The organism is Burkholderia sp. Ac-20345, from assembly GCF_017104825.1.
Taxonomy (GTDB): domain Bacteria; phylum Pseudomonadota; class Gammaproteobacteria; order Burkholderiales; family Burkholderiaceae; genus Burkholderia; species Burkholderia lata_B.
In genome coordinates, this window is record NZ_JAAGPO010000042.1 from 13,223 (window position 1) to 38,066 (window position 24,844).

Here is a 24,844-nt window from a genome sequence, read left to right on the forward strand (position 1 = left end):
AAATTTTCGTGGACGGCGAATCACGCCATATCAGCATGCGTGCGTTCGACATCCTCGAGCTGCTGATCAAGGCGGACGGCCGACTCGTCACGAAGGACGAGATCATGGACAAGGTCTGGCCGAATACATTCGTCGTCGACAACAACATCCAGGTTCATATCTCGGCGCTGCGCAAGATTTTCGGTGGCAAACACGGCACCATCAAGACATGCGCCGGGCGCGGCTACCGGCTCGCGCGGCCGGTAGAAGCACCGTCCGGCGGGGGGCAGGTCGACATGCCGGGTCGCATCGCGGCCGTACCGTCCGCCCTCTTCGGCCGTGACGCCGTAATCGCCGGCGTGCTCGATGCCATCGCGTCCGAGGCCATCGTGACGCTGTGCGGCCCCGGCGGGATCGGCAAGACCACCGTCGCCCACGAATGCGTATGGCAGTTCTCGGCCGGCACCGGCATGGCCGTCTGCTTCGTCGACCTGGCCGACGGGCCGCCGTACGAATCCGTGTTGCATGCCACCGCGCGTGCGTTGAAGCTGCCTTCGGCGGAACTCGACCGCGTGGTCGCGGCGCTCGACGCGCGACCGACCTTGTTGTACTTCGACGGCTGCGAGCACGTGGCCGACGAAGCCGCGCAGCTCTGCGCCGCCCTTCATGCGCATTGCCCCGGCACCCGCATCGTTGCAACGAGCCGCGAGCCGCTGCGGATAGCGCACGAACGGGTGTACCGGATTCCTCCGCTGGATTCGCCGGCAGAGGATGCGACCGGCGCGGACGCACTGGCCTGCAGTTCCGTCCGGATGTTCCTGAAGCGCGCGACGGCGACGGGCTCGGACATTTCGCTCGATCCGTGCACGCTGCAGCGCGTCGCATCGATGTGCCGCGCGCTCGACGGCATTCCGCTCGCGCTGGAACTGGCGGCTTCATGTGTCGCTTCGCTCGGCATTCCGACGTTGAGCGCCGAGCTCGATGCACGACTGCTCGAGCTGCCCAACCTGTTGCGCGCCGCACCGCCGCGACACAAGACGATGTGGGCGGCACTTGACTGGAGTTATCGGTTGCTGGACGATGACGAGCGAACGCTACTCGGGCGCCTGTCGGTCATCGACGGCGCGTTCGAGCTTGCAACCGCCCGCGCGGTTGCCGGTTGCGAGCACTTCAGCTCGGCGCGGATGTTGAGCGGCATCGTCGGGCTGGTGGAGAAGTCGCTGATCCTGACCAGCCCCGGCGCCAAGACGCAACGCTATCGGCTGCCCAGGCCAACGCGGGCATATGCGCTGAAAAAGCGGATGGAAGCCGGCGAATTCGGTGAACTCGAGCATCTTCGCCTCTATGGCGAACCGGCACCCTATGCGTCTGCTGCCGCATTGGTGCCGCACGTCGCCTACTGACGGCACCGTGAGCCGCGAACCCGTCCGATTCGGGGTTAGCCCGGATTCGCCGTTCGGCGCAATTATACGAACGAGTAATCGCGGTGAAGCGAAACTGTCCTTATCATTACAGCTTGCCTCGTAAAGTTCGCGCTCATGGCCTTCGTTTGCATTATCGATGATGACGCGTCGGTACGGAAAAGCCTTGAAAGCCTTCTCAAAGCGGCCGGACACACGGCTCTGTCGTTTGCGTCGGGCGAGGATTTTCTGCTCTCCGACCAACGACTTCGCGCCGCCTGCCTCCTTCTCGACTTCAAGATGAAAGGAATGAACGGCCTGGAAGTCCAGCGTGCACTCAATGAAAAAGGGGCGCGGATACCCGTCATCATCATGTCCGCTCAACGCGACGAGGATGTCGTCAGGCGTGCATTGGATCAAGGTGCGCTGGACTTCCTGCGCAAGCCCTTCTCCGATGACGACCTGTTGAACCTGGTCGATCAGGCGACCTCTTCCGGCAGCGCCGGCCCTGACTGATTCCGCCTTGAATCGCCGTGATAGTGCAACTGCATAGAATGTCGGGAGCCGTGGCAACATGATGCGCGCCGGTTCGATCGCCTCGAAGGAATTCAGCATGCCAAGCGAAACAAGCACGATATCGCCGGACGTGCCGAACCATCCGCCTGTCGTCTATATCGTCGACGACGACGAAACCCTGCGCCGCTCGCTCGACTCCCTGCTGCGCTCGGTCGGCCTGCACGTCGAAACGTTTGCGTCGTCGCGCGACTTTCTCGCATTCGCTCGGCCGGACGCGCCGAGTTGCCTGCTGCTTGACGTGCGCCTGCGCGGAGAAAGCGGTCTCGCCTTTCAGGAAGATGCGATGCGCAACGGGCTGAACATTCCGATCCTGTTCATGACGGGCTTCGGCGATGTTCCGATGTCGGTCAAGGCGATGAAAGGCGGCGCCGTCGACTTCCTGACCAAGCCGTTTCGTGAGCAGGATATTGTCGACGCCGTCACGCGCGCCCTCGCACTCGATGCCGAGCGGCTCGACGCGGCCCGCTCGCTCACCGGCCTGCGGGCCGCCTATGCTTCGCTGACGCCTCGCGAGCGCGAAGTCATGGGATTCGTCATCACCGGCCTGATGAACAAGCAGATCGCGGGGCACCTGAACCTGCACGAGATCACCGTGAAGGTCCATCGCGGTCAAGCCATGCGCAAGATGGGCGCGCGCACGCTGCCCGATCTCGTTCGCATGGCACAAGCGCTCGGCATCGAGCCGCACGACCTCCGGAATTGAAGACGGGCTGCCGCCCGCGGCAGCCCGTTCAGCGGGCGGCTTCGGCAAGCGGCAGCCGGAACACGAACGCCGAGCCGACGGACGGCCCCGCCGCCGCGGTCAGCATTCCACCGTGCGCCTCCATGATCGATTTGCAGATGGCGAGCCCCATGCCCATGCCATGCGACTTGGTCGTAAAGAACGGATCGAATATGCGCTCCGTCAGCGATTCGTCGATCCCCGGGCCGCTATCGAGCATGCTGACGACGACATGGCCCGCGTCGATCGTCGACGCCACGTCGAGCAGGCGCGGGCCCTCGACACCGTCCATCGCATCCAGCGCATTGGTAATCAGGTTCAGAACGACCTGCTGGATCTGAATCCGGTCGGCCAGGACCTCAACGCCACGGCTGTCCAGCCGGACACGCAGCCCGACCCGCTTCGCATCGATCTCCATTGCCGTCAGCTTCAGCATTTCGCCGACGAGGTCGTCGATCACGACCGGCGCGAGCGTGACCGGCGCCTGCTTCGCCAGCGACCGCAACGCTCGCACGATGTCCGCCGCACGAACGCCCGACGCACGGATATCCTCGAGATTGGACAGCGCCTCGGCAATGTTCGGCTGCGCGCCGCCCAGCCAGCGCAGGCTCGCGCCGGCGCTCGACACGATGCTGGTGAGCGGCTGGTTGATCTCGTGGGCGATCGACGCGGCGAGTTCCCCCATCACGGTGACGTGGGCCGCATGAGCCAACTCCGTCCGCGCGCGCCGCAACGCCTCTTCCATTTCCTGGCGACGCGCATTTTCCTCGATCAGCTCGGTATAGAGCCGCGCCGTTTCAAGCGAATTCGCAGCCTGCGGCGCCAGCACCTCGAGCATGGCGGTGCGTTTGGGCGTGAATACGCCGTGTACCAATGCGTTCTCGAGATAGAGCACGCCGATCAGTTCCCCTTGCTTGAGCAACGGCAAACAGAAGGCGGACCGGGTCGGGCGGATGGCGAGGCTCGACGCATGCTCGGGCATCCCCTGCGTCGACGCATCGTCGAACACGAGCGGCTTGCGCGTTCGCATGACCCGCTTCAGCATGGAGGTCGGCATGTCCTTGTCGACAGGCGTCGTCCGGGTGAAATCGACGACCACGTCGTCGCCATCGACACGGGCCGATGCCTCGATCCGCGGCTCGCCGTTGCGCACGAGGATCAACACGCCGTACTGCGCGCCGGCGTGTACGACCATGTTGATCATGAGCGACTGGACGAGACGTTCCAGGTCGAGCTCTTCGGACAGCGACTGCGCGGTACGCATCGCGACCATGAAATCGAGATCCTTGCTGCCTCGAATCTCCAGCGGCGTCGCCGCCGGCAACGCGTCGGTCGCGACGAACGAATGCTGCGTCTCGATCCGGGCCGCCTTGCCGAGCGCGCCCCAGCGTCGATAGCAAGCGTGGGCGATGCGCAAATGGTGACGCGCGACGCCGGAAAGCAACGATTCGGCAGCGTGGCGGCTCGCCAGCTCGTGCGCCAGCGCTTGCTCGTGCACGAAGCCTTGGGCCGCCGCCATGTTGGCCGACGCCTCGTACAGCTGCATCGCACGAAGATCATTGCCACGCACGCGCTCGAATTCCGCGTCGATCAACAACAGCTTGTTCTGGAATGTTCCGGGATTCAGGGCCGACCAGGTCGCCATCTGTTCACGGTGGCGGGTGACTGTCGCGAGTAGTTGCTCCGATGCCAGCCGCCCCCGGTTCCCGTAGATCGCGGTCAGCGTCGCGAACAGGTGGAAATCGGCGAGCACGATATGCGCTGGCGCGGACCACGTGAGCGGCAACGCGGCTTCGAATGCAGACTCGGCCGTATCGAGATCGCCAAGCAAGAACGCGGATTGTCCGCGCAGCACGAGCGTCCAGAACGACAACACCGCCATCGGCGGCTTGTCGCAGCGCTCCGCGTGCCCGACCTCCCGGCCCCGGGATTGCCACGTTCCGATCGTTCGGCCGCTGCCCGCCTGAAGCGACTCGACATACTCGGCCTGAGTCGATACCAGGTCGACGATGTCATGGTAGCCGGCGTCGCGCGCAATCGTCAGCAAAGACTCGATCTCGTCGCGGATTCGCGGCAACGTCTCGCCCATCGCGATCAGGTCCGACACGATGTGATTGCAGCTGTAGCACAGCCAGCGCAATTCCGCGCTTTCGTTTCCGGCCGCCTTTGCCTGCCGTGCATAATCGAGCGCCGACGCAAGCGGCCGGGTCCACACGCTGACCTGGTCAAGTGCGACCAGCGTCGCCGTGCGATAACGCTCGAAGCCGTGCTTGTCGACGAGTGCGAGCGCGGCTTTCGCGAATGCCAGCCCTTCCTCGTAGGCGTCGTAGACATCGGCAATGTAGACGCCGTACCACGCCAGCCCCTGCACCGACGCCCCCGTGACGCCGTATTGCAACGTCAGCCGTACCATGGTCGCCAACTGCAGCAACGTCAGCCCCGCACTCGGATAAAACATCGCGGCTTCAAGGGCGGTCAGCAAGCCCATGGCCGCCTCGATGCGCGCGTCATCCATCTTCTCGAGCGCAACGAGCTCCGCGATCGGACGCCCCGCGAGTTCGGCTTCGATGTCGTGGTACGCGTCAGCCAGATCACCGGTCGAAGGCTCGGCCGGGAAATCAATGTCGAGCAGCCTCAAGCCTTCGAGTGCAACGTCGACGGCCCCCGCATAGTCCGAGTTGACCGTCAGCAGTGCGGCCTTGAGCCGATAAACCTCCGCCGCATCGATCGCCGAGCGCATGCGGGGCAACAGCGCATCGATTTCCCGTGCCGCCTGCTCCAGGTGACCGGTGGCAAGCAAGGTACGACAACGCAGCACGGTCAGCGCCCGTGCGAGCTCGTACGTATCGCTCCAGGCGGCCTTGCCGAGCAACGTCTCGGCCGATGCGAGAAACGCAAGTGTCCGGTCGCGCGCAGTCGCCGCGGTGCGCTCCGCTGCGAGGATCAGCATGCCGGCAAACGAAACCGCCCTCGCACGCTCGACCGGATTGCGAATCGCCAGCTCGATCTGATTGGCGATATCGAGCACGGTGCCCGGGTTGCGGGCAGACGACAGCGAAATCATCTCGGTGGCGATCCACTCGTGCCGCGCCGCACGCGTAGCCCGATCGAGCAACGCATAGGCCGCCTCGCGAATCCTGTCATGGGCGAATCCCCATTGCTCGCCCCGACGCCAGACAAAACCCGTCCGCCGCGCGTGTTCCAGCCGGAACAGGACATCGCCACGCGCCGTGCCCAATATGCGCGCAATGCGCGTGGAATCACACTCCGCCCCGATACAGGCGAGCCAGCTGAGCGTATCCCGCTCGGCCGGCGGCAATCCCCCCAGCCGCTGCTCGAGCAACTCGACGACATTGTCCGCATCGTGGTGTCGTTCGATTGCCTCCCGGTCCCACGTCCACGCATGGCGTTCGCCGTCGAACCGAACCAGCCGTGCATCGAAGAGGGCACGCAGCAGTTGGCGCACATGGAACGGATTGCCTTCCGCCTTCGCATGGATCAGTTCACCGATCGCGTGCACGCGATCGAGCGGCTCGGCCAGAAACGACCCGATCATTCGAACGACATCGGACGCTTGCATCGGCGCGAGATCGATCGCGGTCGCGCAGGTCCCGCGCAAGCGTTCGATGAATGCCCGGAAACGGGCCGTCCGATCGCACTCGGCCGGCCGACAGGTGAGGACGACGCACAGGTTCGCCGGCGCATCGGCAACCAGCGCGTCGATGAAGTCGAGCGTGGCGTCATCGGCCCATTGAACATCGTCGATCGCAAGCAGCAGCGGCGAACCCGGCGACGCGAATGCGGAAAACGCACTTGCCAGTATCTGGTGAACGCGAGACACGGGCATCGTGTCGGTCCAGGCCACGTCGAGCTCCTGCATGCCCATTGCCTGCCCGATCTCGGGAGCCAACTGAGCCAGCGAGCCGGCATGTTCGCGCAGACGCTCGCGGATTTCCCGTGCCAGTTCCACCTGCGTGTCGTCTTCCCCCGGCGCGACATGGGGCAATAGCGAGCGCAACGCACTGACGACCGGTGCATAAGGTTGCGATGATTGATATTGATCGACCTTCCCGATGCCACAGAACTGCGACGACGGATTCAACCGCGACCTGAGCCGGTCGACGAGCATCGTCTTGCCGAGCCCCGCCCCACCCTCGATCAGGACCATCGACGCGCGCCCCGTGAGCGCAACGTCGTCATAGGCATCGACGAGCTGGCGCAGTTCGCCTTCGCGCCCGACGAATGCACCGGGCCCGGCATCCTGCATGAAGCGGTCGGCGCGCGCGAGTTCGAACGGCGCGACCGCGCCCGACGCCGTCCACACTGCATGGATGTACGCGAGATCGTGATGAAGGGACTCGGCGGTCTGGTAGCGGGTATTCGGATCCTTCGACAGCAGCTTGAGGATGACCTCGGCGAGTATCGGCGGCACGTCAGCCCGGTGCTTGCCCGGTTTAGCGGGTTCGACCGCGACATGGGCATGCAACCACTCGGCCAGCGATGAGGCCCTGAACGGGTACGCGCCCGTCAATAGCTCGAAGAGCGCGACACCGACCGAATACAGATCGCTTCGCTCGTCGTCGAACGCATCCTCCCACACGGTCCGCTCAGGTGCGGCGTACGGCGCTGCGGCCTCGCTCGGCTGTCGTTTCGAACGTAGCTCGCCGGTCAGGTCGCCGGCGTGCATGAAGGAGCGAATACGCACGACGCCGTTCGACTCGCGCAAGAAATTGGCGGGCCGAATGTCGCCGTGCACGAGATGCTGCCCGTGCATCTTCGCGACGCACCGTGCCATTCCGGTCGCGATGGCGAAAAACTGGGCGATGGACAGTTTTCCCGCCAGCGACGACAGGGGTATGCCTTCGGTCGCCTCGTAAAGCAACGCCGGCCCGTCCGCGGTCCGAACCAGCACATGCGGAACGACAGCCCAGTCCGGCGACAGCCTGGCCCGGAGATTGAATTCGCGCTCCATCTGGCTGCAGGCCAGCTCGTTCGACCATTCCGTCTGCAACGCGAGCCAGGTCGTGTCCGACACGAGATCGACGACCTGACATTCAACAAACGTGTCCGACGCCCGAATGAAGTTCTGCGTAGCTTGCGCGTACCGTCTCTCGTCCCAGACGATCTCTTCAGCGACGTGGTTCTCCATGCTTCGTTTCACCATTCAACACAAGTCACATACGACGAATCGGTACCCCGACACGCCCCTCCCACCCAGCGCCGCCAACGTCACGGCACTTCGATCGACACGCCCCATTGGTCATATGTATCCCGCACGGTCACATTTTTTGTGACGATCGTGGCGTCATCGCGAGCGCCTGCCGGCCAAACCGTGTGGTTTTGTTTCGGGGTTCAAGCGGATCGATGCCGGACCGCTACCTGCCGGCACCGGCTCGACCGCCGTTGCGTGTCCGCGTAACGATCCGAACGTCCACTGTTGCACGGCTCGGCGAACGCGAGCTCGTGGACAATCCATTTCCCGTTTCGAATCGCGCCGCTCCCGGGCAGAACGTTCGAAAATGCTTTCAAAGCCCGCTCGCGCTGCGACGCAACGAATCACTCGCTGCCGACTTTATCTCAAAAAAAGAGGGTGTTCTTGTACGTTTGTTACGCGAATTGAACGAGAGTTACCCGGCAGCGGCCCGCCACGTTCGCAAGCGCGTTGCATGCACCAGGCGAATGCGCCGCTGCTTTCAGCATCCCGCAGTTTTTTTGTGCATCGCAACAGTGTAGACTCGCTCCTCGCCAACCTTCCGCCTGTCGATCCGAGGTACGTCGCATGCTGCTTACTGCCCAGCCCGCCACCGGCCCGATGAAGAAGGACACGCTTGGATGCACGTCGAGCCAGTTGCGCACGAATCTGGAACTGCACGGCACCGACATGACCTTCTACCGCAAATGCATGGACAACGGCACCGTCCATCGCGTTGCGATGCCGGCGTCGGATCGCGGCTACCTGATCGGCGTGTCGATGAACAGCGGCCATCGGCGCGACATTTTCCAGGGGCAACGCAAGATTGCCCGGCATTTCAGCGACGACTCCATCTATATCCGCGATATGTCCGACGACTATCGCGCCGATCTTCACGGCAATTTCGATTTCGTGCTCATCGAACTGCCGGGATTGTTTTTCGACCGCCTCGACGCCGAACGCGACGCGGGCCGATTCGCAGGACTGACGTGCGCGATCGATCAGCGCGACCCGGTACTCGGCCACCTGGCCCGTGCGGTCGCCGGGAGCTTCGATACCGCGGGCGCGCTGAACGCGCTCTTCGTCGAACAGATGGGGCTCGCTATCGGCATCCATCTTTCGAAGCAATACGGAACGCCGTTGCTGCCAGCAAACCGTATTGGCGGGATGCTGTCGCGTGCGCAGGAAGCGCTGGCGAAGGAGTTGCTGGTCGCCAGCCTGAATGAAGGCACGGCAATCGCGGACGTTGCACGCGAATGCAATCTGTCGCGCGGCTATTTCATTCGCGCATTCGCCAAGACCACGGGTCGCACGCCGCATCAGTGGTTGCTGGATCAGCGCATTCAGCAGGCCCGCAAGCTCGTCGAAGCATCGGAGATGACGTTATCCGAAATCGCCAGCTGTTGCGGGTTCGCCGATCAAAGTCATTTGAGCCGTACCTTTACCCGAGTCGTCGGCAAGCCGCCCGGCGCCTGGCGACGTCGAAGCGGCCGCTGATGCGATACGGCGCGCGGGACAATCAACGGCCGGTCCAGCCGCCGAGAAAATCGAGCAGCAACGCGTTGACGCGCTCGGGTTGCTCCTCCTGCGGCAGGTGCCCACAGTGAGCGATCGGCTCGGCACGCAGGTTGGACGCCATCCCCTCCCACACCGCCTTCATGTCGAACATTCCGCCGACCGCGTAAAAATCCTCGCCCCAAATCGCCATCGTCGGGCAGGCAATCCGGATATCGGCGTCCGCCTGATCCTGCTCGACGTCCTGCGCGTTCGCCCGGTAGTCGGACATCGCGCCGCGCACGGCGCCGGGTCGCTTGTACGCCTTCACGTAAGCGTCGAAATCCGCGCCCTCGATCGTGTGCGGGTTGTAGCACCAGTCGGAAAAGAAGTGACGCAACCAGGCTTCCTCGTTGCCGGCGATCAGCGTCTCGGGCAAATCCACCACCAGATGGAACAGGAAGAACCAGTACGCGCGCGCCGTTTTCGGACTCATGTTTTCCGCGACGATACGCGTCGGCACGTTGTCCATGACCACCAGGCGGTCGACACGCTCCGGGTGGTCCTTCGCCAGCCGTGTAGCGACTCGCGCGCCGCGGTCGTGCCCGACCAGCACGACTTTCTCGATCCCCAGCGCATCCAGCAGGCGAATGATGTCGAGCGCCATGTTGCGCTTGTCGTATCCTGACGCCGGCTTGCCGGTTTCGCCGTAGCCACGAAGATCCGGCGCGATCACGCGATACGTGCGGGCGAGCACCGGAATCTGGTGTCGCCATGCGTAGCTGGTCTCCGGAAAGCCGTGAAGCAACACGACAACCGGCCCGGTGCCCGCGTCGAGGTAATGTTGCCGGATGCCGTTCGCGACCCGCGTATGGTGAGTCACCGCACTGTTTTCCAACGTTTCCACGATCGTTCCTTCAAAAGAATGGCCTGGGGATTTGCCGCCGCCTGCTGGGCATCAAGGGCGAGGCGCTCCGCCGCCCCCGGGCATTGGCGACGCGTCGTAGTTCACAGGCACCCAGTCAAAGGTGTCGCCCTCCTTCCGCACATGCCCGAGCCCCGGAAACGAAACGTGGGCAGCACCGACGAGGTAACGTCGGTCCGCGACCTCACGCAGGATCTCGCGTCGGGATTCGCGCGCTTCCGGGGGATCGCTGTCGTACTCGACGGTCGCTTGCGGTTGTCGAAGCTGGATTGCCGCGACATGCACGACATCCCCCCAGACCAGCAGGCGTGCGGCGCCGCTTTCGACGAGATAGGCCATCTGGCCCGGCGTGTGGCCCGGTAGCGAAATCGCGCGAATACCTGGCTCGAGTACGCCGTCGCGATCGAACGTCTTGAACCGCCCAACAGCACGGTAAGGCTCGATTGCCGCAGTTGCTGCGTCAAAGAACGGCGCAAGCAGCGGCGACGCGTGAGTCTTGTTGGCCGGATCGAGCCAGTAGTCGGCCTCCTTGCGGCTCACCATCACGATCGCATTCGGAAATACGGCTGCATCTTTCGAGGCGATGCCGCCGATATGGTCTTCGTGCATATGGGTCAGCAATACTTCGTCGACCTGTTCCGGCCGATAGCCGGCCGCGCGCAGATTGTCGACCAGGCGTCCGCAGCAATCACCGTACAGCGCGCCCGCGCCGGCATCGATCAGGATCAGTTTCTCTCCGGTATTCACCAGAAACGCATTGATCGACCCTTGCACCGGTGGCACAAGAAATGCACGCCGCAGATCGTTCTCGATATCGATGTTCGGCACACCTTCGACCACCTTGTCGATCGGGAACGGATGGGTTCCGTCCGACAGCGCCGTCACCTCGAACTTGCCTACCATCGTTCTGTAGAACCCCGGCGCCTGCTTGCCGGCGAGCGGCGCAGCAGCAAAGGCTGCGGCGGCCCACGCTGTCGCGATGCCGGCCAGCCCCCGTGTCAGGCACTTGCGCACGCGCATCCAGCCTCGTTCTCGAACACTTGCCATTGGGGCCCTCGGGTGTATTTTCACGAGCACCCAGCATAACGACCACCCCATTCTGCGTCCCTAAACTTCCTGAATCGTTCTGATTGCGTTCCTTAAGTCGCATCCGCGGCACCCGGCACGGTCGATGCACGGTTCCCCTGCCACTCCCGCTGTTGTCGACAACGATGTTGCGCTCGACCGGATCACTGGCGCACATGGATACATTTCGATTTACCGCCCGCGCCTGGTGCGCGATTGTTGGTTCGATACTGCCCGCCTCAACGCATTGGCGATCCAGAAGGCGCCGGGGCGAACACGGGTCGCCTGGCCGTAACCGGAATATTCCCTGCACACATCACACAACATTCCGCACATCGCTGTACTCTTTCGGATTCCGACGTACAGGATCGAATATGAACGAGAAACTTCCGACACTACTCAGCTTCAATGGCGGCTTCGTCGATACCGCCGGCTTCCTCGCATTGCAAGGGTTGTTCACTGCACACGTGACCGGCAACTTCGTCACGCTCGGTGCAACGCTCGTATCCGGCACGTCGGGAGCAATCGCGAAACTGGCGGCATTGCCGGTATTCTGCATCGCGATCCTGCTCACGACCGCGTGCGCAAACCGGTTGAGCGGACGCGGCCCCGACGCGCTACGCATGATGCTGCTTGCACAGGCCGCGTTGCTGACGATCGGCGCCGTGCTCGGCGTGTCCGTCGGACCGTTTCCGGACAGCGATGCGCTGCCGGCCCTCGCAACGGGCATGACGCTGGTCGTCGCAATGGCCGTACAGAATGCGCTGCACCGCCTTCATCTCTCCGACGCACCGCCAACCACGCTGATGACCGGCACCGTCACGCAGATCATGATCTCGCTCGGCGAACGTATCGGTTCACCCGAACCACGCCCGCCGGGAGACGGCGCGCGACTGCGACGGATGGCTATCGGCGTGGCAGCGTTCGCCGCCGGATGCGGCGTGGCGGCTGGCCTCTATCTGGCGGTCGGCCTGTGGTGCCTGTTCGTGCCGCCGGTCATCGTCATGATCGGCTGGGCGTGCGCGCACCGATCCGGGTCGCCCGCCGACGCGCACTGAGCGTTTTCCTCGGCAGGATCGCGTGCATCGCCGCTGCAGCCATCAAGCTGCACTTGTGCACTTTCCGTCCGCGTAAAAAAACTGCCGCGCTCACGGCGCGGCAGTTTCCTGGTCACGTCGGGCCGACATGCCGGCCCGAACACGGCACGCATTACTTCGCGGGAACCGCCGCGAGAATCTCGTGCGAATTCGCCGTCCGCTGCTTCGCCTTGTGCACCATCGTGTAGGCATAGTCGACACCGATGCCGTACGCACCCGAATGCTCCTTCGCGATCGCCATCACTGCGTCGTAGGTCCCGCGACGCGCCCAGTCGCGCTGCCATTCGAGCATCACCTGCTGCCAGGTCACCGGCACGACGCCGGCCTGGACCATGCGCTCCATCGCGTAGTCGTGCGCTTCCTTCGACGTGCCGCCGGACGCATCGGCGACCATGTAGATCTCGTACCCGCCTTCCAGCATCGCGCACAACGCGAACGAGTTGTTGCAGACCTCGGTCCACAGACCGGATACGACCACCTTCTTGCGATCGTTCTTCGCCAGCGCGTCGCGGACCTTCTGGTCATCCCACGAATTCATCGACGTACGTTCGAGCAGCGGATGATCCGGAAACACGTCCAGCAGCTCCGGATACGTGTAGCCGGAGAAGCTCTCCGTCTCGACGGTCGTGATGATCGTCGGAATGTCGAACGTCTTTGCGGCCTTCGCGAGCGCCACCACGTTGTTCTTCAGTACCTGGCGGTCGATCGACTGCACACCGAAAGCCATTTGCGGCTGCTGATCGATGAAGATCATCTGGCAGTTGTCGGGGGTCAGTACTTCGAGTTTCGGGTTGCTCATGGTTGATCCATCCTCTCAAGCTTCATAACGTTACGGGTTGTCCGGCTTGCGCCGCACGCATCACGCTGACGATCTCCGCCTACCCGCGCGGCGTCGTCGCAACGAGGCGGCGCATGCGTTCGGGGCGCTCATGTCACGCAGCCTCTCGACTGCTGTGCCGCCGAGCTTTTCAGCGTCGTTACCATGCTAATGACGATGCGTTGAAACATCCTTAATCGTCCTTAATCCTGCATCGGCAGGCCGCTCAACCGCGCATGGCCTGCCTACAATTCGTTCGTCGCGGCACGCTCGCTTCATCTTCATGCATCGATCGACCGTGCACCGAACGACTGCCACCGGCGGTCTGCACGCACCCTCTTCTGTCCACGCATCGCTCAGGAATCCGTTCATGAAAATCTATGTGCTGTCGCTACTGGCCGGCTTGCTTGTCGGCGTGATCTACAGCCTGCTCCAAGTTCGCTCGCCCGCGCCTCCGCTCATAGCGCTGGTTGGCCTGCTCGGCATCCTCGCTGGTGAGCAGGTCGTGCCGGTCGCGAAGCAGATGCTGTCCGGTACCGCGTTCCATACCGCGTGGCGCGATTCCAAATGCAGCCACCACATGTTCGGCGCATTGCCGGGGCGCGGCGAAACCACCGCCACCCGCGTTGCGGCCCAGTCCACGGAGAGCCAATCATGAGCACGCATCGCGCACAATCACCCGACCTGATCCTTCGCAACGGGCGCTTTACGACCCTCGATCGGTCTCGCCCCACCGCGAGCGCCGTCGCCATCACCGACGGCGTGTTCTCCGCCGTGGGCGACGACCATGACGTCATGGCGTTGGCGGGCGATCACACGCGAGTCATTGACCTCGGTGGCCGCTCGGCGCTCCCCGGCCTGATCGACAACCACTGCCACGTGATTCGCGGCGGCCTGAACTACAACATGGAGCTGCGCTGGGATGGCGTACCGTCGCTCGCGGTTGCGATGGAAATGTTGAAGCACCAGGTCGCGATCACGCCTGCGCCGCAATGGGTGCGCGTGGTCGGCGGCTTCACCGAACACCAGTTCGTCGAGAAGCGTCTGCCGACGATCGACGAACTCAATGCGGCCGCGCCCGATACGCCCGTGTTCATCCTGCACCTGTACGACCGCGCGCTGCTGAACGCGGCGGCGCTGCGAGTGGTGGGCTACACGAAGGACACGCCCGAGCCGCCGGGCGGCACGATCCTGCGCGACGCCGCGGGCACCCCGACCGGCCTGCTGCTCGCGAACCCGAACGCGACGATCCTCTACGCGACGCTCGCAAAAGGCCCGAAGCTGCCGTTCGAGTATCAGTACAACTCGACGCGCCACTTCATGCGCGAACTCAATCGTCTTGGCGTGACGGGCGTGATCGATGCAGGCGGCGGTTCGCAGAATTACCCCGACGATTACGAGGTGATCCGCAAGTTGCACGACGCGGGCGAGATGACGATCCGCATCGCGTACAACCTGTTCACGCAGAAGCCCAATGCGGAGAAGGAAGACTTCGTGAACTGGACCAAGAGCGTCAAGTATCACGATGGCACCGATTACTTCCGCCACAACGGCGCGGGCGAGATGCTGGTGTTTTCGGCTGCCGATTTCGAGGATTTCCGCGTCGCTCGCCCGGACCTGCCGGCGCAGATGGAAGACGATCTCGAAGGTGTCGTGCGCGTGCTCGCGCAGAACCGCTGGCCGTGGCGCATGCATGCCACCTACGACGAAACCATCAGCCGCGCGCTCGACGTGTTCGAAAAAGTAAACGAGGACATTCCGCTCGAAGGGCTGAACTGGTTCTTCGACCACGCCGAAACGATCTCGGAGCGCTCGATGGACCGGATCGCCGCGCTCGGCGGCGGCATTGCGGTGCAGCACCGGATGGCGTACCAGGGCGAGTACTTCGTCGAGCGCTACGGCGCGCAGGCGGCCGAAGCGACGCCGCCGGTCGCGAAGATGCTCGACAAGGGGATCAAGGTGTCGGCCGGCACCGACGCGACGCGGGTGGCGTCGTACAACCCGTGGGTGTCGCTCGCGTGGCTCGTGACGGGCAAGACGGTCGGCGGCCTGCGAATGTATCCGCAGCGCAACCTGCTCGATCGCGAAACCGCGCTGCGCATGTGGACCGAATACGTGACGTGGTTCTCGAACGAAGTCGGCCGCAAAGGACGCATCGCGGTCGGGCAACTCGCCGACCTGATGGTCCCGGATCGCGATTTCTTCGCGTGTGCGGAGGACGATATCGCTGCGACGTCCGCATTGCTGACGGTGGTCGGCGGCCGGATCGTGTGGGGTGCGGGGCCGTTCGCGTCACACGATGCGCCGATTCCGCCCGCGATGCCCGACTGGTCGCCGGTGCGCGAGTACGGCGGCTATGGCGGCTGGGGCGCGACGCAGCGCAACGGCGCGCCGCTGCAGCGGGCGGCCGCCGCCGCGATGTGCGGCTGCGCAAGCGCGTGCGGTATGCACGGCCATGCACATGCGAACGCATGGACCCGCGAGTTGCCGACGTCGGACGCGAAGGGCTTCTGGGGCGCGTTCGGCTGTTCGTGCTGGGCGATCTGAGATGGCAACGCCCGTAGGTTCCGTCAGCCCGGCGTGGGTCCGCGCGCTGCTCGCGCAGCCGTGGGTCCTGCCGCTCGCGCGGCTGGCGCTGGTGTCCGCGTACCTGATCGGCGGTGTCGCGAAGGCGCTGGATTTCAACGGCGCGGTCGCGGAGCAGGCGCATTTCGGGCTGCAGCCGGCCGCGCTATGGGCGGCGCTGGCGATCGCGGTCGAGATTGCCGGCTCGCTGTGCATCGTGTTGGGCCGCTTCACGTGGCTCGGCGCCGGCAGCCTCGGCATGCTGACGCTGGTCGCGATGGCCGTGGCCAACGATTTCTGGAACCGCACGGGCGCCGAGCATTTCATGGCGCTCAACAGCTTTTTCGAGCATCTCGGGCTGATCGCCGCACTCGTGCTCGCGACGCTGCTCGCCGATGCGAAGCGCCCGACCGACGACGGCCGCGCGTGACCGGTTGCACCATTCGATGACACAACAAGGAAACCTGATCATGAAAACCATTCGTTCCGCACTGTGCGCGCTGACGATCGCGGCCGGCTGCGTCGCGGCGACGGTGTCGTTCGCGAAACCGCCGGTTCCGACGACGCCGGTGCCGGTACTGGCCGTCGGGCCGCAGTACGACACGACGCACGTGTGCGTGGCGCCGGACGATTTCGACCGCTTCACCGACAGCTTCGTCGCGACCTTCGGCGGCAAGAAGTCGAAGCAGGGCGTGTTCCAGGTCACGCCGACGCCGAGCCAGACGATGTCGCAACTCGTGCTTACGCCGGTCGGCACGATCTCGGTGTTCGGCTTCAAGACGCCGATCCCGTACCCGTTCTGCGCGGAGCGCACCGGCTATCTCGTCACCGACATGGACGTTGCGATGAAGACGGCGCGCGCACATGGCGCGGACGTGATCGTCGACACGTTCCCCGATCCGATCGGCCGCGACGCGATCATCCGCTGGGCCGGCGGGCTGAACATGCAGCTCTACTGGCATACCGAAGCGCCGCACTACGACGCGCTGGAGACGGTGCCGGAGAACCGCGTGTACGTATCGCCGGAAAGCGTACGCAAGCTGGTGCACGACTTCGTGAAGTTCTCGAACGGCAAGGTGGTGTCCGACACCCTCAAGGCGCCGGGCATCGAGATCGGCCGGCCGAACGACACGTACCGCCGCATCCGCATCGAATCGGGCTTCGGCAAGATGACCGTGCTCGTGACCGACGGCCACCTGCCTTACCCGTTCGGCCGCGAGATGACCGGCTACGAAGTGCCCGATCTCGCCGCAACGCTGAAGAAGGCGCAGGCCGCGGGTGTGACCGTGCTCGTGCCGCCGTTCACGTCGGACGGCCGCGACGCGGCGCTCGTGCAGTTCCCGGGCGGCTACGTCGCCGAGATTCACCAGACGACGCAACCGTGACGCCCGTCGCCAACCCCATGAATGAAGCAGGCCGCGCCCCGTGCGCGGCTCGCTCCGGACGCGCGCGTGATCTTGCCCCGCGTTCGTCGGTGCGTCGCGCCGCCCGCTTCGTATCGAGTCGCGCGACCGCCGGCGGCGGCGCGATGAGGTTCCATGCGATGCTGCTGGCCGTGCTCTCGCTTTGGGCATCATCGGTCGCGGCGCAGGAAACCGACGCGCCGATCCTGCCGGACGACCTTCCGACGAAACGCCCCGCGATCATGACGAACCGCTGGCAGGAGCGCTGGTATGCGCTCGCGAATCCGGCGCTGCATACCGAGCCGCTCGACAGTCTCAAGTACATCCCGCTGTCGTCGACCGATCCGTACAGCTATGTGTCGCTGGGTGCGAGCCTGCGCGAGAGGCTCGAATCGTCCAACGCGGGCAATTTCGGCGTCGGGAAGACGGCTGGCGATACCTACCTGATCCAGCGCTTTCGTTTCAACGTCGATGTCCACCTCAATCGGCACGTCGAGTTGTATACCGAATTCGAGGACGCACGTGCATTCGGCAAGAATACGGTCACGCCCGTCGACAAGAATCCGCTCGATCTGCGACTCGCGTTCGTATCGTTCGTGCAGCCGTTCGACGCGGGCACCCTCAAGTTCCGCGTCGGGCGACAGGATTTCCTGTTCGACTTGCAACGCTTCGTGTCATCGCGGGATGGCCCGAACGTACGGCAATCGTTCGATGCCGTGTGGGCGAACTGGGTAAGCGGTCCGTGGCGCGTGATCGGATTCGTGAGTCAGCCGGTCCAGTACCGCGACGACAAGGCATTCGACGACACGTCCAACCCGCACATGCGCTTCCATACGATCCGCATCGAGCGGCAGGTCCTCGGAAAGAACGAATTGTCCGCCTACTACTCGCTTTACGAGCGTGACAACGCGAGCTACGTCGGCGCGCGCGGCAATGAGCGCCGCAACGTATTCGATGCGCGCTTCGCGGGTGCAGCCAACGGAATCGACTGGGATCTCGAGGCAATGGGGCAAACCGGCAGTGTCGGTGCCGAAAGCGTGCGTGCGTGGGCCGCGGGGTCGCGCGTCGGCTATACCTTCGCCGACATCCCATGGGCACCGCGCATCGGGTTGCAAGTAGACGCGGCATCCGGCGACCGACATCCGGGCGACGGCAAGCTGGGAACGTTCAACCCGCTCTTTCCGAATGGCTACTACTTCACCCTCGCGGGGTTTACGGGCTATTCGAACCTGATTCACGTCAAGCCTTCGATCACGATCAAGCCGACCCCGAAGCTCACGCTGCTCGGTGCGCTCGCGCTCCAGTGGCGCGCGACGACGGACGATGCCGTTTATACGCAGCCGGTCGTACCGGTTGCGGGTACGGCCGGCCACGGCACGCGCTGGACTGGCGCGTATGCGCAGATGCGCGCCGACTATGTGTTCGGAAGCCACCTGACCGGGGCGGTCGAAGGGGTTTACTACGCCGTCGGCGACACGATCCGGGCAGCAGGCGGCCACAACAGCACATATCTGGGTGCCGAACTGAAGTTCGGATGGTAAATGCGGCGGCTTCCGGTTGTTGCAGGCAACGACGGCCGCAACGCCCCCGGTGCCGCTCGCGGTCCAACGGATCGTTATCGAACCGATTGCCGTTCGACCGCGCCATCGTTCTCGTCGAGACGCCGGCACGGCACGGTCGTCAGCCGTCCGTCGACACCGTCACCGCCTCCCACGCCCGGATTTCCTCGTCCAGCGCCGCCAGTTTGCCGCGCACCAGCCGCAGCGCATCGCTGCCGAGCAGCAGGTGCGCGGGCGGATGGTCCGCCGCGATCGCCGCGAGCATCGCCCGCGCGGCCTTCGCGGGATCGCCCAGCTGCTTGCCGCTCTTCTCTTCGCGCGCCTGGCGGATCGGATCGAAGCTCGCGTCGTAATCCGCGATCGAGCGCGGCGTGCGCAGCATCGAGCGGCCGGCCCAGTCGGTGCGGAACGACCCCGGTGCCACGGCCGTGACGGCGATGCCGAACGGCGCCAGCTCCTTGCCGGCGGTTTCGGAAATACCTTCCAGCGCGAACTTGCTGCCGCAGTAGTAGGCGATGCCCGGCATCGTGATGTGGCCGCCCATCGACGTGATGTTGAGGATGCGGCCGCGCCGCCGTTCACGCATGAACGGTACAACCGCCTTCATCATCGCGACCGCGCCGAATACGTTCACGTCGAACTGCCGGCGCATCTCCGCGAGCGGCGCTTCTTCCATGATCCCTTCGTGCCCGTAGCCGGCGTTGTTCACCAGCACGTCGACGGGCCCGACGTTCGCCTCGATTTCGGCCACGACGCCGTCGATGCGATCGAAGTCGGTCACGTCGAGCACCCGCGCGAAAGCCTGCGCGGACAACGCTTCGAAATCCTGCGCCGCCTGCGCGCTTCGCACGGTGCCGACCACCGTGTAACCCGCCGCGAGCGCCTCCTGCGCGAGCGCGCGGCCGAAGCCGCTGCTGACGCCAGTAATGAGCATGAGCTTGCCAGATGTCATTTGAGCTTCTCCCGAATGTTGATTGGAGCGTGCATACTAGTCTGACGAACCCCGTCGAATAAGCTCGATTCCGCTGATTTTCTTGCACAAAACTATGAGCACCGATCCCGCCCTCACCCGATCCCCGTCGCTGTCGCCCCGCGACCGGAAGCGCCTGGTGACGCTGCTGCGCGCGCTGGCGCCCGACGAAGGCTACAACCTGACGGCGTTGCCCAGCGTGCGCATCCTGCGTTCGAACCGCGCGCTGTCGCGTACGCCGGTGCTGTACGACCCGGGCATCGTGATCGTGTGCCAGGGCTGCAAGCGCGGCTACTTCGGCGGCGAGCGCTATCTGTACGACGAGCACCACTACCTGGCGGTGTCCGTGCCCGTGCCGTTCAGCATGGAAACCGACGCCACGCCCGAGCGCCCGCTGCTCGCGCTGTATCTGCACCTCGATTTCACGATGGCCGCCGAACTCGCGGCGCAGATCGACCGCGCAGGCACGGCGGAGCCCGTGCAGGCGCCCAGGAGCATGATGTCGACGCCGATGGATGAAACGATGCACGCGTCGGTACTGCGTTTCGTCGAGGCGATGCACCGGCCGCTCGACGCCGCGGTGCTCGGCCCGGCGCTGCTGCGCGAGCTGTACTTCCGCGTGCTCACCGGCGCGCAGGGCAGCGCGATGCGCAGCGCGCTGGCGATGCGCGGACAGTTCGGCAGGATCGGCCGGTCACTGCGCGTGATCCACGCCGATTACGCGCAGCCGCTCGACGTGCCGCAACTGGCCGACGAAGCCGGCATGAGCGTGCCGAGCTTTCACAGCCACTTCAAGGCGATCACGCAGGTATCGCCGATGCAGTACCTGAAGTCGACACGGCTGCATCAGGCGCGCTTGCTGATGGTGCGCGAGGACCTGACGGCGGAAGCGGCCGGCTACGCGGTCGGCTATGCGAGCCCGTCGCAGTTCAGCCGCGAATTCAAGCGCCTGTTCGGCCTGACGCCGGCGAAGGAAACGCAGCGCATGCGCGAAAGCTTCGCGATTCCGGAAGCCTTCGAGGATGCGGTGTTCGTGTCGTCGCATTGATGCAGGCATCGCGACGGGCCCGCACGTCGGTTTCCGTCAGCCGCACCTAGGCGCGCTGACGGTAGACGCGCGCGATGCTCGCGAAGAACGACAGCGCGGCGATCGCGCAGGCCAATGCGAACACGTAGACGGGAAATTGCCGCTCGCCCCCTCCTCCGCCCGCGCCGCCAACCAGTGCGATCACCACGGCGACCAGCGCCGCACCGATCGACTGGCCGGTCGTTCTCGCGGTCGACAGCACGCCGGACGCAGTCGCCGTCCGGTTCTTCGCCGCGTTCGCAAACATCTCCTTGTTGTTCGGCGGCAGGAAGAAGCCGTACCCCACGCCGCATAGCGCAACGCGCCACAGGAAATCCCCGACCGCTGGTTGCGCGGGCAACAGGGTCAGCGACCCGATCCCGAGACAGAACATCAGCACGCCGACACTCGACAGCTGTGTCGCATTGAAGCGATTCGCCAGCCGCCCGGCAAACGGCGCGCACAGCGCGACCGCGATCGGCCAGGGCGTAAAGACCAGCGCCGATTTCAACACGCTGTACGCATAGGTGTGCTGCAGCACGAACGGCAACGCCACCAATGCGATGCCCTGCGACACGAACATCGTCACGGACGTCAGCACCGCGAACGTGTACCGGCGCGACCTGAAAATATCCAGCGGCAGCAGCGGATGCCGTGCCCGGGTCTGCCCGATGCAGAAGGCCAGCATCAACGCCACCGCCACGACGGCAAGCACGAGCACGGTACGATTGCTCCACCGCCCGATCTGGTCGACGGCGAGCGCGAAGAGGCCGAATGCCGCGGCGGAAGTCACCGCGCCCGGCACGTCGAAGCCGCGCTCCCGATGCGTGTCTTTCCCCAGCGCGACGAACGAAAACGCGATGGCGGCGATCCCGAACGGGAGGTTGATGAAGAACAGCCAGGGCCACGATGCCCAGGAGACGATCAGGCCGCCCAATGCGGGGCCGACGGCCGTCCCTACCGCAAATACCAGCGCATTGACGCCGAAGATCGTCCCCAGCGAAGCGGGCGGGAAAATCACCCGGTAGAGGCCGTAGCCGACGCTGATCAGGATCGCGTAGCTGATGCCCTGCAGGATCCGCATGGCCACCAGCCCGCCAAACGTCGACGCCAGTCCGCAGCCGAAGGACGCGATCGTGAACAACACCAGCCCGATCGTGTAAAAGCGCCGCTCGCCGATTCTCGAACCGAGCGACGCGCACGTCAGCATCGTCGCCGCGCTCGCCACCTGGTACCCGTTCGCGACCCAGATGACCGACGCCGCGCTCACGTGCAGGTCGGTCGAGATCGTCGGCAGCGCGATATTGACGATCGCGCTGTCCAGCGCGGACATGAATGCGCCGACCAGAATCGCGACCGCTGCAAAATAGCGGCGAGGGATATCGAACCCTTCGTCGCCGAACGTTTCTGCCATCTCCATGAGTCACCCTTGCCGCACCAAGGCCCGGTGCATGAACTAGTCATGACGCGCGTGCTCGCCGCGCGCGGCATCGCGTACCAGACCGGCGAGCGACTTGAGGATGAGCGCCGTCACGCCCCAGATGTCCTGCGTCTGCTCCGCCCAGTACCACGCGCCCGTGCGTTCGCCGTCCGCGTATTGACGCGGCAGATCCGGATTCAGCAGCGCGGCGAACGGGAACTCGAAGATCTCCGCGACTTCCGCGGGCGCCGCCTCCCATTTCGCCGTTTCCGGCACGATGCCGATCACGGGAAAGATCGCGTGATTGCGCTTTCTGGTTTTATGGATCGGCAAGCTGCCGGCCACGCGGACCGCATCGGGCGCGAGGCGGATTTCCTCGAACGCCTCGCGCAAAGCGGTCGCGCCGATATCGCGATCGGACTCCGCCGGGCGTCCGCCCGGGAAACTCACATGCGACGAGTATTCGCTGAGGTCCGACGCGCGCTTGGTCAGCAGGATCGTCGGCTCGCGCCGCGCAACGATTGCGACCAGCACCGCCGAGAATTTCCACTGCCCGTCGTTGTCCGCGAGGGTTTGCTTCGCTGTCGGCCAATCGGTGCCGGCCGGAATACCGTGGCCTTCCACGCCACGGACGATCGCGTCCAGGAGAGCCTGCGGCGAGCCGGTTGCCGCATGCGCGGCGGCCAACCCGCCGCTGGTATTCAGGACGCTTCTGTCTGGTTCCATGTCTTCCTCCTGCGTGCGGCAACCGGCACGCGTTGAGCGACACTGAACCCGACACGTGTTGCATGGGCACGGCGTCGTTGTGGTCAATCCGATGAGCCCGTGTTCGCATGCGATCGCAAATGTCACGCACGGCGGCGTGATTGTCTGCTTCAGCGTAAAAATATCCGCCGGCTTTGCGGATAGTTGAATGCCGGAGCCCGACCACCGTCGATCAACGGAGAAACCCGATCATGCACGAAAAATGAATTTCGGATCGACCGCGCGCGCACGTCGCGCCTGCGCTCAAGCGGCCGAGGTCGGCTCGCTCCGCACATCGGCGCTCGCCGATGCGGTACCGATCAACCCGGCCGCCGCGATCGCCGCAGCCGTCACGATCATCATCGCGCCCCACCCGACCCGCGCGTTGAGCAGCCCCGCCGCCACCGCACCGCCGGCACCGGCCGCGTAGTAAAGCGTCAGGTACGCTGCGCTCAACGCCCCGGCCCGGGCCGGCTGAATCGCGACGACACGCGCCTGGTTCGCGACCTGCGCGGCAAAGCAACCGGCATCGAACATGGCCAGCCCCACGCCCAGCCATCCGGGACGACCGAGCGCAACGGCAAGCAGCAACGCCGACACGGCCGACACGAAGAGCCCGCCCCGGATGACCGCGCGATCGCCGAATCGATCGGCGAGTTTTCCAGCCACGCGCGTCACGCCGAGACCCAGCACGCCCGCGAGACTGTACGCCCCGATCGCCGCGGCACCGAGGCTATACGGCGGCCCGGCCAGGCGAAGTGCGAGCCCCACCCAGACCAGGTTGAACGCGAAGAACCAGAGCATGCCGGCGCAGGTGCGGCGCCTCAGTTGAGCGCTGTCGCGCAGCAACCGCGGAATGGCACCGATCGCGTTCGCACGGCCCGGCAGCCCTTCCGGCCGGCCGCCGGGCAACAGCATCGCCCCGCCGATGGCGGCCAGCGCAACGCATCCGGCCAGCGCGAGCAATGCGCCGCGCCATCCGCACCATTGCGACAACACGCCGCCCACGAAACGGCTCAGCAGGATCCCGGCGGAAATGCCCGCCGACACGGCCCCCATCGCCACGCCGCGCCGTTGCGGATCCGCGTGTTTTCCGGCAACCGCACTGCATTGCGCGGCCACCGTCGTTGCCGCGCCCACCAGAAAGAAGCCGGCATCGAGCGCGAGCGGCCCGGGCGACCACGACACGCACGCCAGCAACAACGCGAGCACACCCATCTGCGTCGCAACGAGCACGCGCGGACTGAAGCGGTCGACCAGCGGCACCAGCCATGCAAGGCCGACCAGGTAACCGAGCATCGTCACGGACGCGAGGGCCGCCATGCGCGACGCAGCCACGCCGAACTCGCTGGCGATGGCCGACAGCGACGGCTGCAACGCGTAGCCGTTGGCGATCGCGACGCCGGCCGCCAGTGCAAGCACCACCGTCGCGGTGCGGGACAGCGGCACGCGGTTGCCGCCGACAGTCATGCCGCGGTCCTGACCGCGATCGCCTCGACTTCGACCAGGATCTCCGGATCGACGAACGGAAGCGCATGCACCAGCGAAAACGCCGGCCGGATGTCGCCGTAGATCTCCCCATGCGCGCGGGCCGCGGCTTCCCAGTTGTCGAAGTCCGCGACCACCAGGCGGCTCTGGACAACGTCCGACAACGAGAACCCGCTGTCCGCCAGCACGCGGTCGATCGTCGCCAGCGCATCGCGTGTCTGTGCGTACACGTCCGCGCCTTTGCCGGCCGTCCCCGAAATGTAGATGGTGTTGTCGACGACCACGGCGCGCGAGTAGCCGACCTTGGGCTCCCACGGGGAGCCGGTGCTGATCCGTTTACGCATCTTGAAGATCCCTCCAGTCA

At 65.0% G+C, this 24,844-nt stretch carries 20 protein-coding genes; 11 read left to right on the forward strand and 9 right to left on the reverse strand.

From position 1 onward, the window contains the following. Positions 1 to 8 precede the first annotated feature (8 nt). From G3O06_RS17105 to G3O06_RS17115, 3 genes are all read left to right on the forward strand, one after another. Entirely contained in the window at positions 9 to 1,382 is a 1,374-nt protein-coding gene (locus tag G3O06_RS17105; protein WP_205816869.1) for a winged helix-turn-helix domain-containing protein, read from the forward strand. 135 nt (positions 1,383 to 1,517) lie between these two features. Continuing rightward, positions 1,518 to 1,895: a response regulator gene (locus tag G3O06_RS17110; protein WP_174969610.1), complete on the forward strand. Its 378-nt coding sequence runs from the start codon at positions 1,518 to 1,520 to the stop codon at positions 1,893 to 1,895. 97 nt (positions 1,896 to 1,992) lie between these two features. Next, entirely contained in the window at positions 1,993 to 2,658 is a 666-nt protein-coding gene (locus G3O06_RS17115) for a response regulator (protein WP_174998418.1), read from the forward strand. 28 nt (positions 2,659 to 2,686) lie between these two features. On the opposite strand, the gene G3O06_RS17120 is transcribed toward G3O06_RS17115, so the two are convergent. After that, on the reverse strand, positions 2,687 to 7,825 hold the full coding sequence (locus tag G3O06_RS17120) for an ATP-binding sensor histidine kinase (RefSeq protein ID WP_205816870.1): 5,139 nt from the start codon (positions 7,823 to 7,825) through the stop codon (positions 2,687 to 2,689). Positions 7,826 to 8,455: 630 nt separating this feature from the next. Here G3O06_RS17120 and G3O06_RS17125 point away from each other — a divergent pair. After that, positions 8,456 to 9,364: an AraC family transcriptional regulator gene (locus tag G3O06_RS17125; RefSeq protein ID WP_174969608.1), complete on the forward strand. Its 909-nt coding sequence runs from the start codon at positions 8,456 to 8,458 to the stop codon at positions 9,362 to 9,364. Positions 9,365 to 9,386: 22 nt separating this feature from the next. On the opposite strand, the gene G3O06_RS17130 is transcribed toward G3O06_RS17125, so the two are convergent. Beyond that, positions 9,387 to 10,268, reverse strand: a complete 882-nt coding sequence (locus G3O06_RS17130) for an alpha/beta hydrolase (protein ID WP_205816871.1) — start codon at positions 10,266 to 10,268, stop codon at positions 9,387 to 9,389. A 51-nt stretch (positions 10,269 to 10,319) separates the two neighbouring features. Then, complete coding sequence (locus G3O06_RS17135; protein WP_241020084.1) at positions 10,320 to 11,306, reverse strand: MBL fold metallo-hydrolase; 987 nt, start codon at positions 11,304 to 11,306, stop codon at positions 10,320 to 10,322. A gap of 419 nt (positions 11,307 to 11,725) precedes the next feature. Here G3O06_RS17135 and G3O06_RS17140 point away from each other — a divergent pair, with 419 nt between their 5' ends. Continuing rightward, positions 11,726 to 12,409: a YoaK family protein gene (locus tag G3O06_RS17140; protein WP_205816872.1), complete on the forward strand. Its 684-nt coding sequence runs from the start codon at positions 11,726 to 11,728 to the stop codon at positions 12,407 to 12,409. A gap of 151 nt (positions 12,410 to 12,560) precedes the next feature. Here G3O06_RS17140 and G3O06_RS17145 read toward each other — a convergent pair whose 3' ends face one another. Further along, positions 12,561 to 13,247 (reverse strand): hydrolase, encoded by a 687-nt coding sequence (locus G3O06_RS17145; RefSeq protein ID WP_174969604.1) that lies wholly within the window; start codon positions 13,245 to 13,247, stop codon positions 12,561 to 12,563. Positions 13,248 to 13,635: 388 nt separating this feature from the next. On the opposite strand from G3O06_RS17145, the gene G3O06_RS17150 reads away from it, so the two are divergent. The 5 genes from G3O06_RS17150 (at position 13,636) to G3O06_RS17170 (ending at position 18,774) form a co-directional block, all read left to right on the forward strand. Beyond that, on the forward strand, positions 13,636 to 13,923 hold the full coding sequence (locus G3O06_RS17150; protein ID WP_174998357.1) for a XapX domain-containing protein: 288 nt from the start codon (positions 13,636 to 13,638) through the stop codon (positions 13,921 to 13,923). Next, a complete protein-coding gene (locus tag G3O06_RS17155) occupies positions 13,920 to 15,812 on the forward strand; it encodes an amidohydrolase (RefSeq protein WP_205816873.1) in 1,893 nt (630 codons plus the stop codon). The genes G3O06_RS17150 and G3O06_RS17155 overlap by 4 nt, the downstream gene beginning before the upstream one ends. Before the next feature lies 1 nt (position 15,813). Continuing rightward, positions 15,814 to 16,260 carry a DoxX family protein gene (locus G3O06_RS17160; RefSeq protein WP_205816874.1) on the forward strand — a complete coding sequence of 149 codons (447 nt, stop codon included), beginning with the start codon at positions 15,814 to 15,816 and terminating at the stop codon, positions 16,258 to 16,260. 40 nt (positions 16,261 to 16,300) lie between these two features. Continuing rightward, positions 16,301 to 17,215, forward strand: coding sequence for a glyoxalase (locus tag G3O06_RS17165; protein ID WP_205816875.1), 915 nt, complete (start codon positions 16,301 to 16,303; stop codon positions 17,213 to 17,215). 143 nt (positions 17,216 to 17,358) lie between these two features. Continuing rightward, complete coding sequence (locus G3O06_RS17170) at positions 17,359 to 18,774, forward strand: alginate export family protein (protein ID WP_205816876.1); 1,416 nt, start codon at positions 17,359 to 17,361, stop codon at positions 18,772 to 18,774. 139 nt (positions 18,775 to 18,913) lie between these two features. Here G3O06_RS17170 and G3O06_RS17175 read toward each other — a convergent pair whose 3' ends face one another. After that, positions 18,914 to 19,744: an oxidoreductase gene (locus tag G3O06_RS17175; protein ID WP_205816877.1), complete on the reverse strand. Its 831-nt coding sequence runs from the start codon at positions 19,742 to 19,744 to the stop codon at positions 18,914 to 18,916. A gap of 94 nt (positions 19,745 to 19,838) precedes the next feature. On the opposite strand from G3O06_RS17175, the gene G3O06_RS17180 reads away from it, so the two are divergent. Further along, on the forward strand, positions 19,839 to 20,810 hold the full coding sequence (locus G3O06_RS17180) for an AraC family transcriptional regulator (RefSeq protein ID WP_205816878.1): 972 nt from the start codon (positions 19,839 to 19,841) through the stop codon (positions 20,808 to 20,810). Positions 20,811 to 20,856: 46 nt separating this feature from the next. Here the strand turns inward: G3O06_RS17180 and G3O06_RS17185 are convergent, their stop codons facing one another. From G3O06_RS17185 to G3O06_RS17200, 4 genes are all read right to left on the reverse strand, one after another. Beyond that, positions 20,857 to 22,248, reverse strand: a complete 1,392-nt coding sequence (locus G3O06_RS17185; RefSeq protein ID WP_205816879.1) for an MFS transporter — start codon at positions 22,246 to 22,248, stop codon at positions 20,857 to 20,859. A gap of 36 nt (positions 22,249 to 22,284) precedes the next feature. After that, on the reverse strand, positions 22,285 to 22,974 hold the full coding sequence (locus G3O06_RS17190; RefSeq protein WP_205816880.1) for a CoA pyrophosphatase: 690 nt from the start codon (positions 22,972 to 22,974) through the stop codon (positions 22,285 to 22,287). Between the two features lie 282 nt (positions 22,975 to 23,256). After that, positions 23,257 to 24,462, reverse strand: coding sequence for an MFS transporter (locus G3O06_RS17195; RefSeq protein ID WP_205816881.1), 1,206 nt, complete (start codon positions 24,460 to 24,462; stop codon positions 23,257 to 23,259). Next, positions 24,459 to 24,824, reverse strand: coding sequence for a RidA family protein (locus G3O06_RS17200; protein ID WP_174998417.1), 366 nt, complete (start codon positions 24,822 to 24,824; stop codon positions 24,459 to 24,461). Before G3O06_RS17200 ends, G3O06_RS17195 begins: the two co-directional genes overlap by 4 nt. Positions 24,825 to 24,844 lie beyond the last annotated feature (20 nt).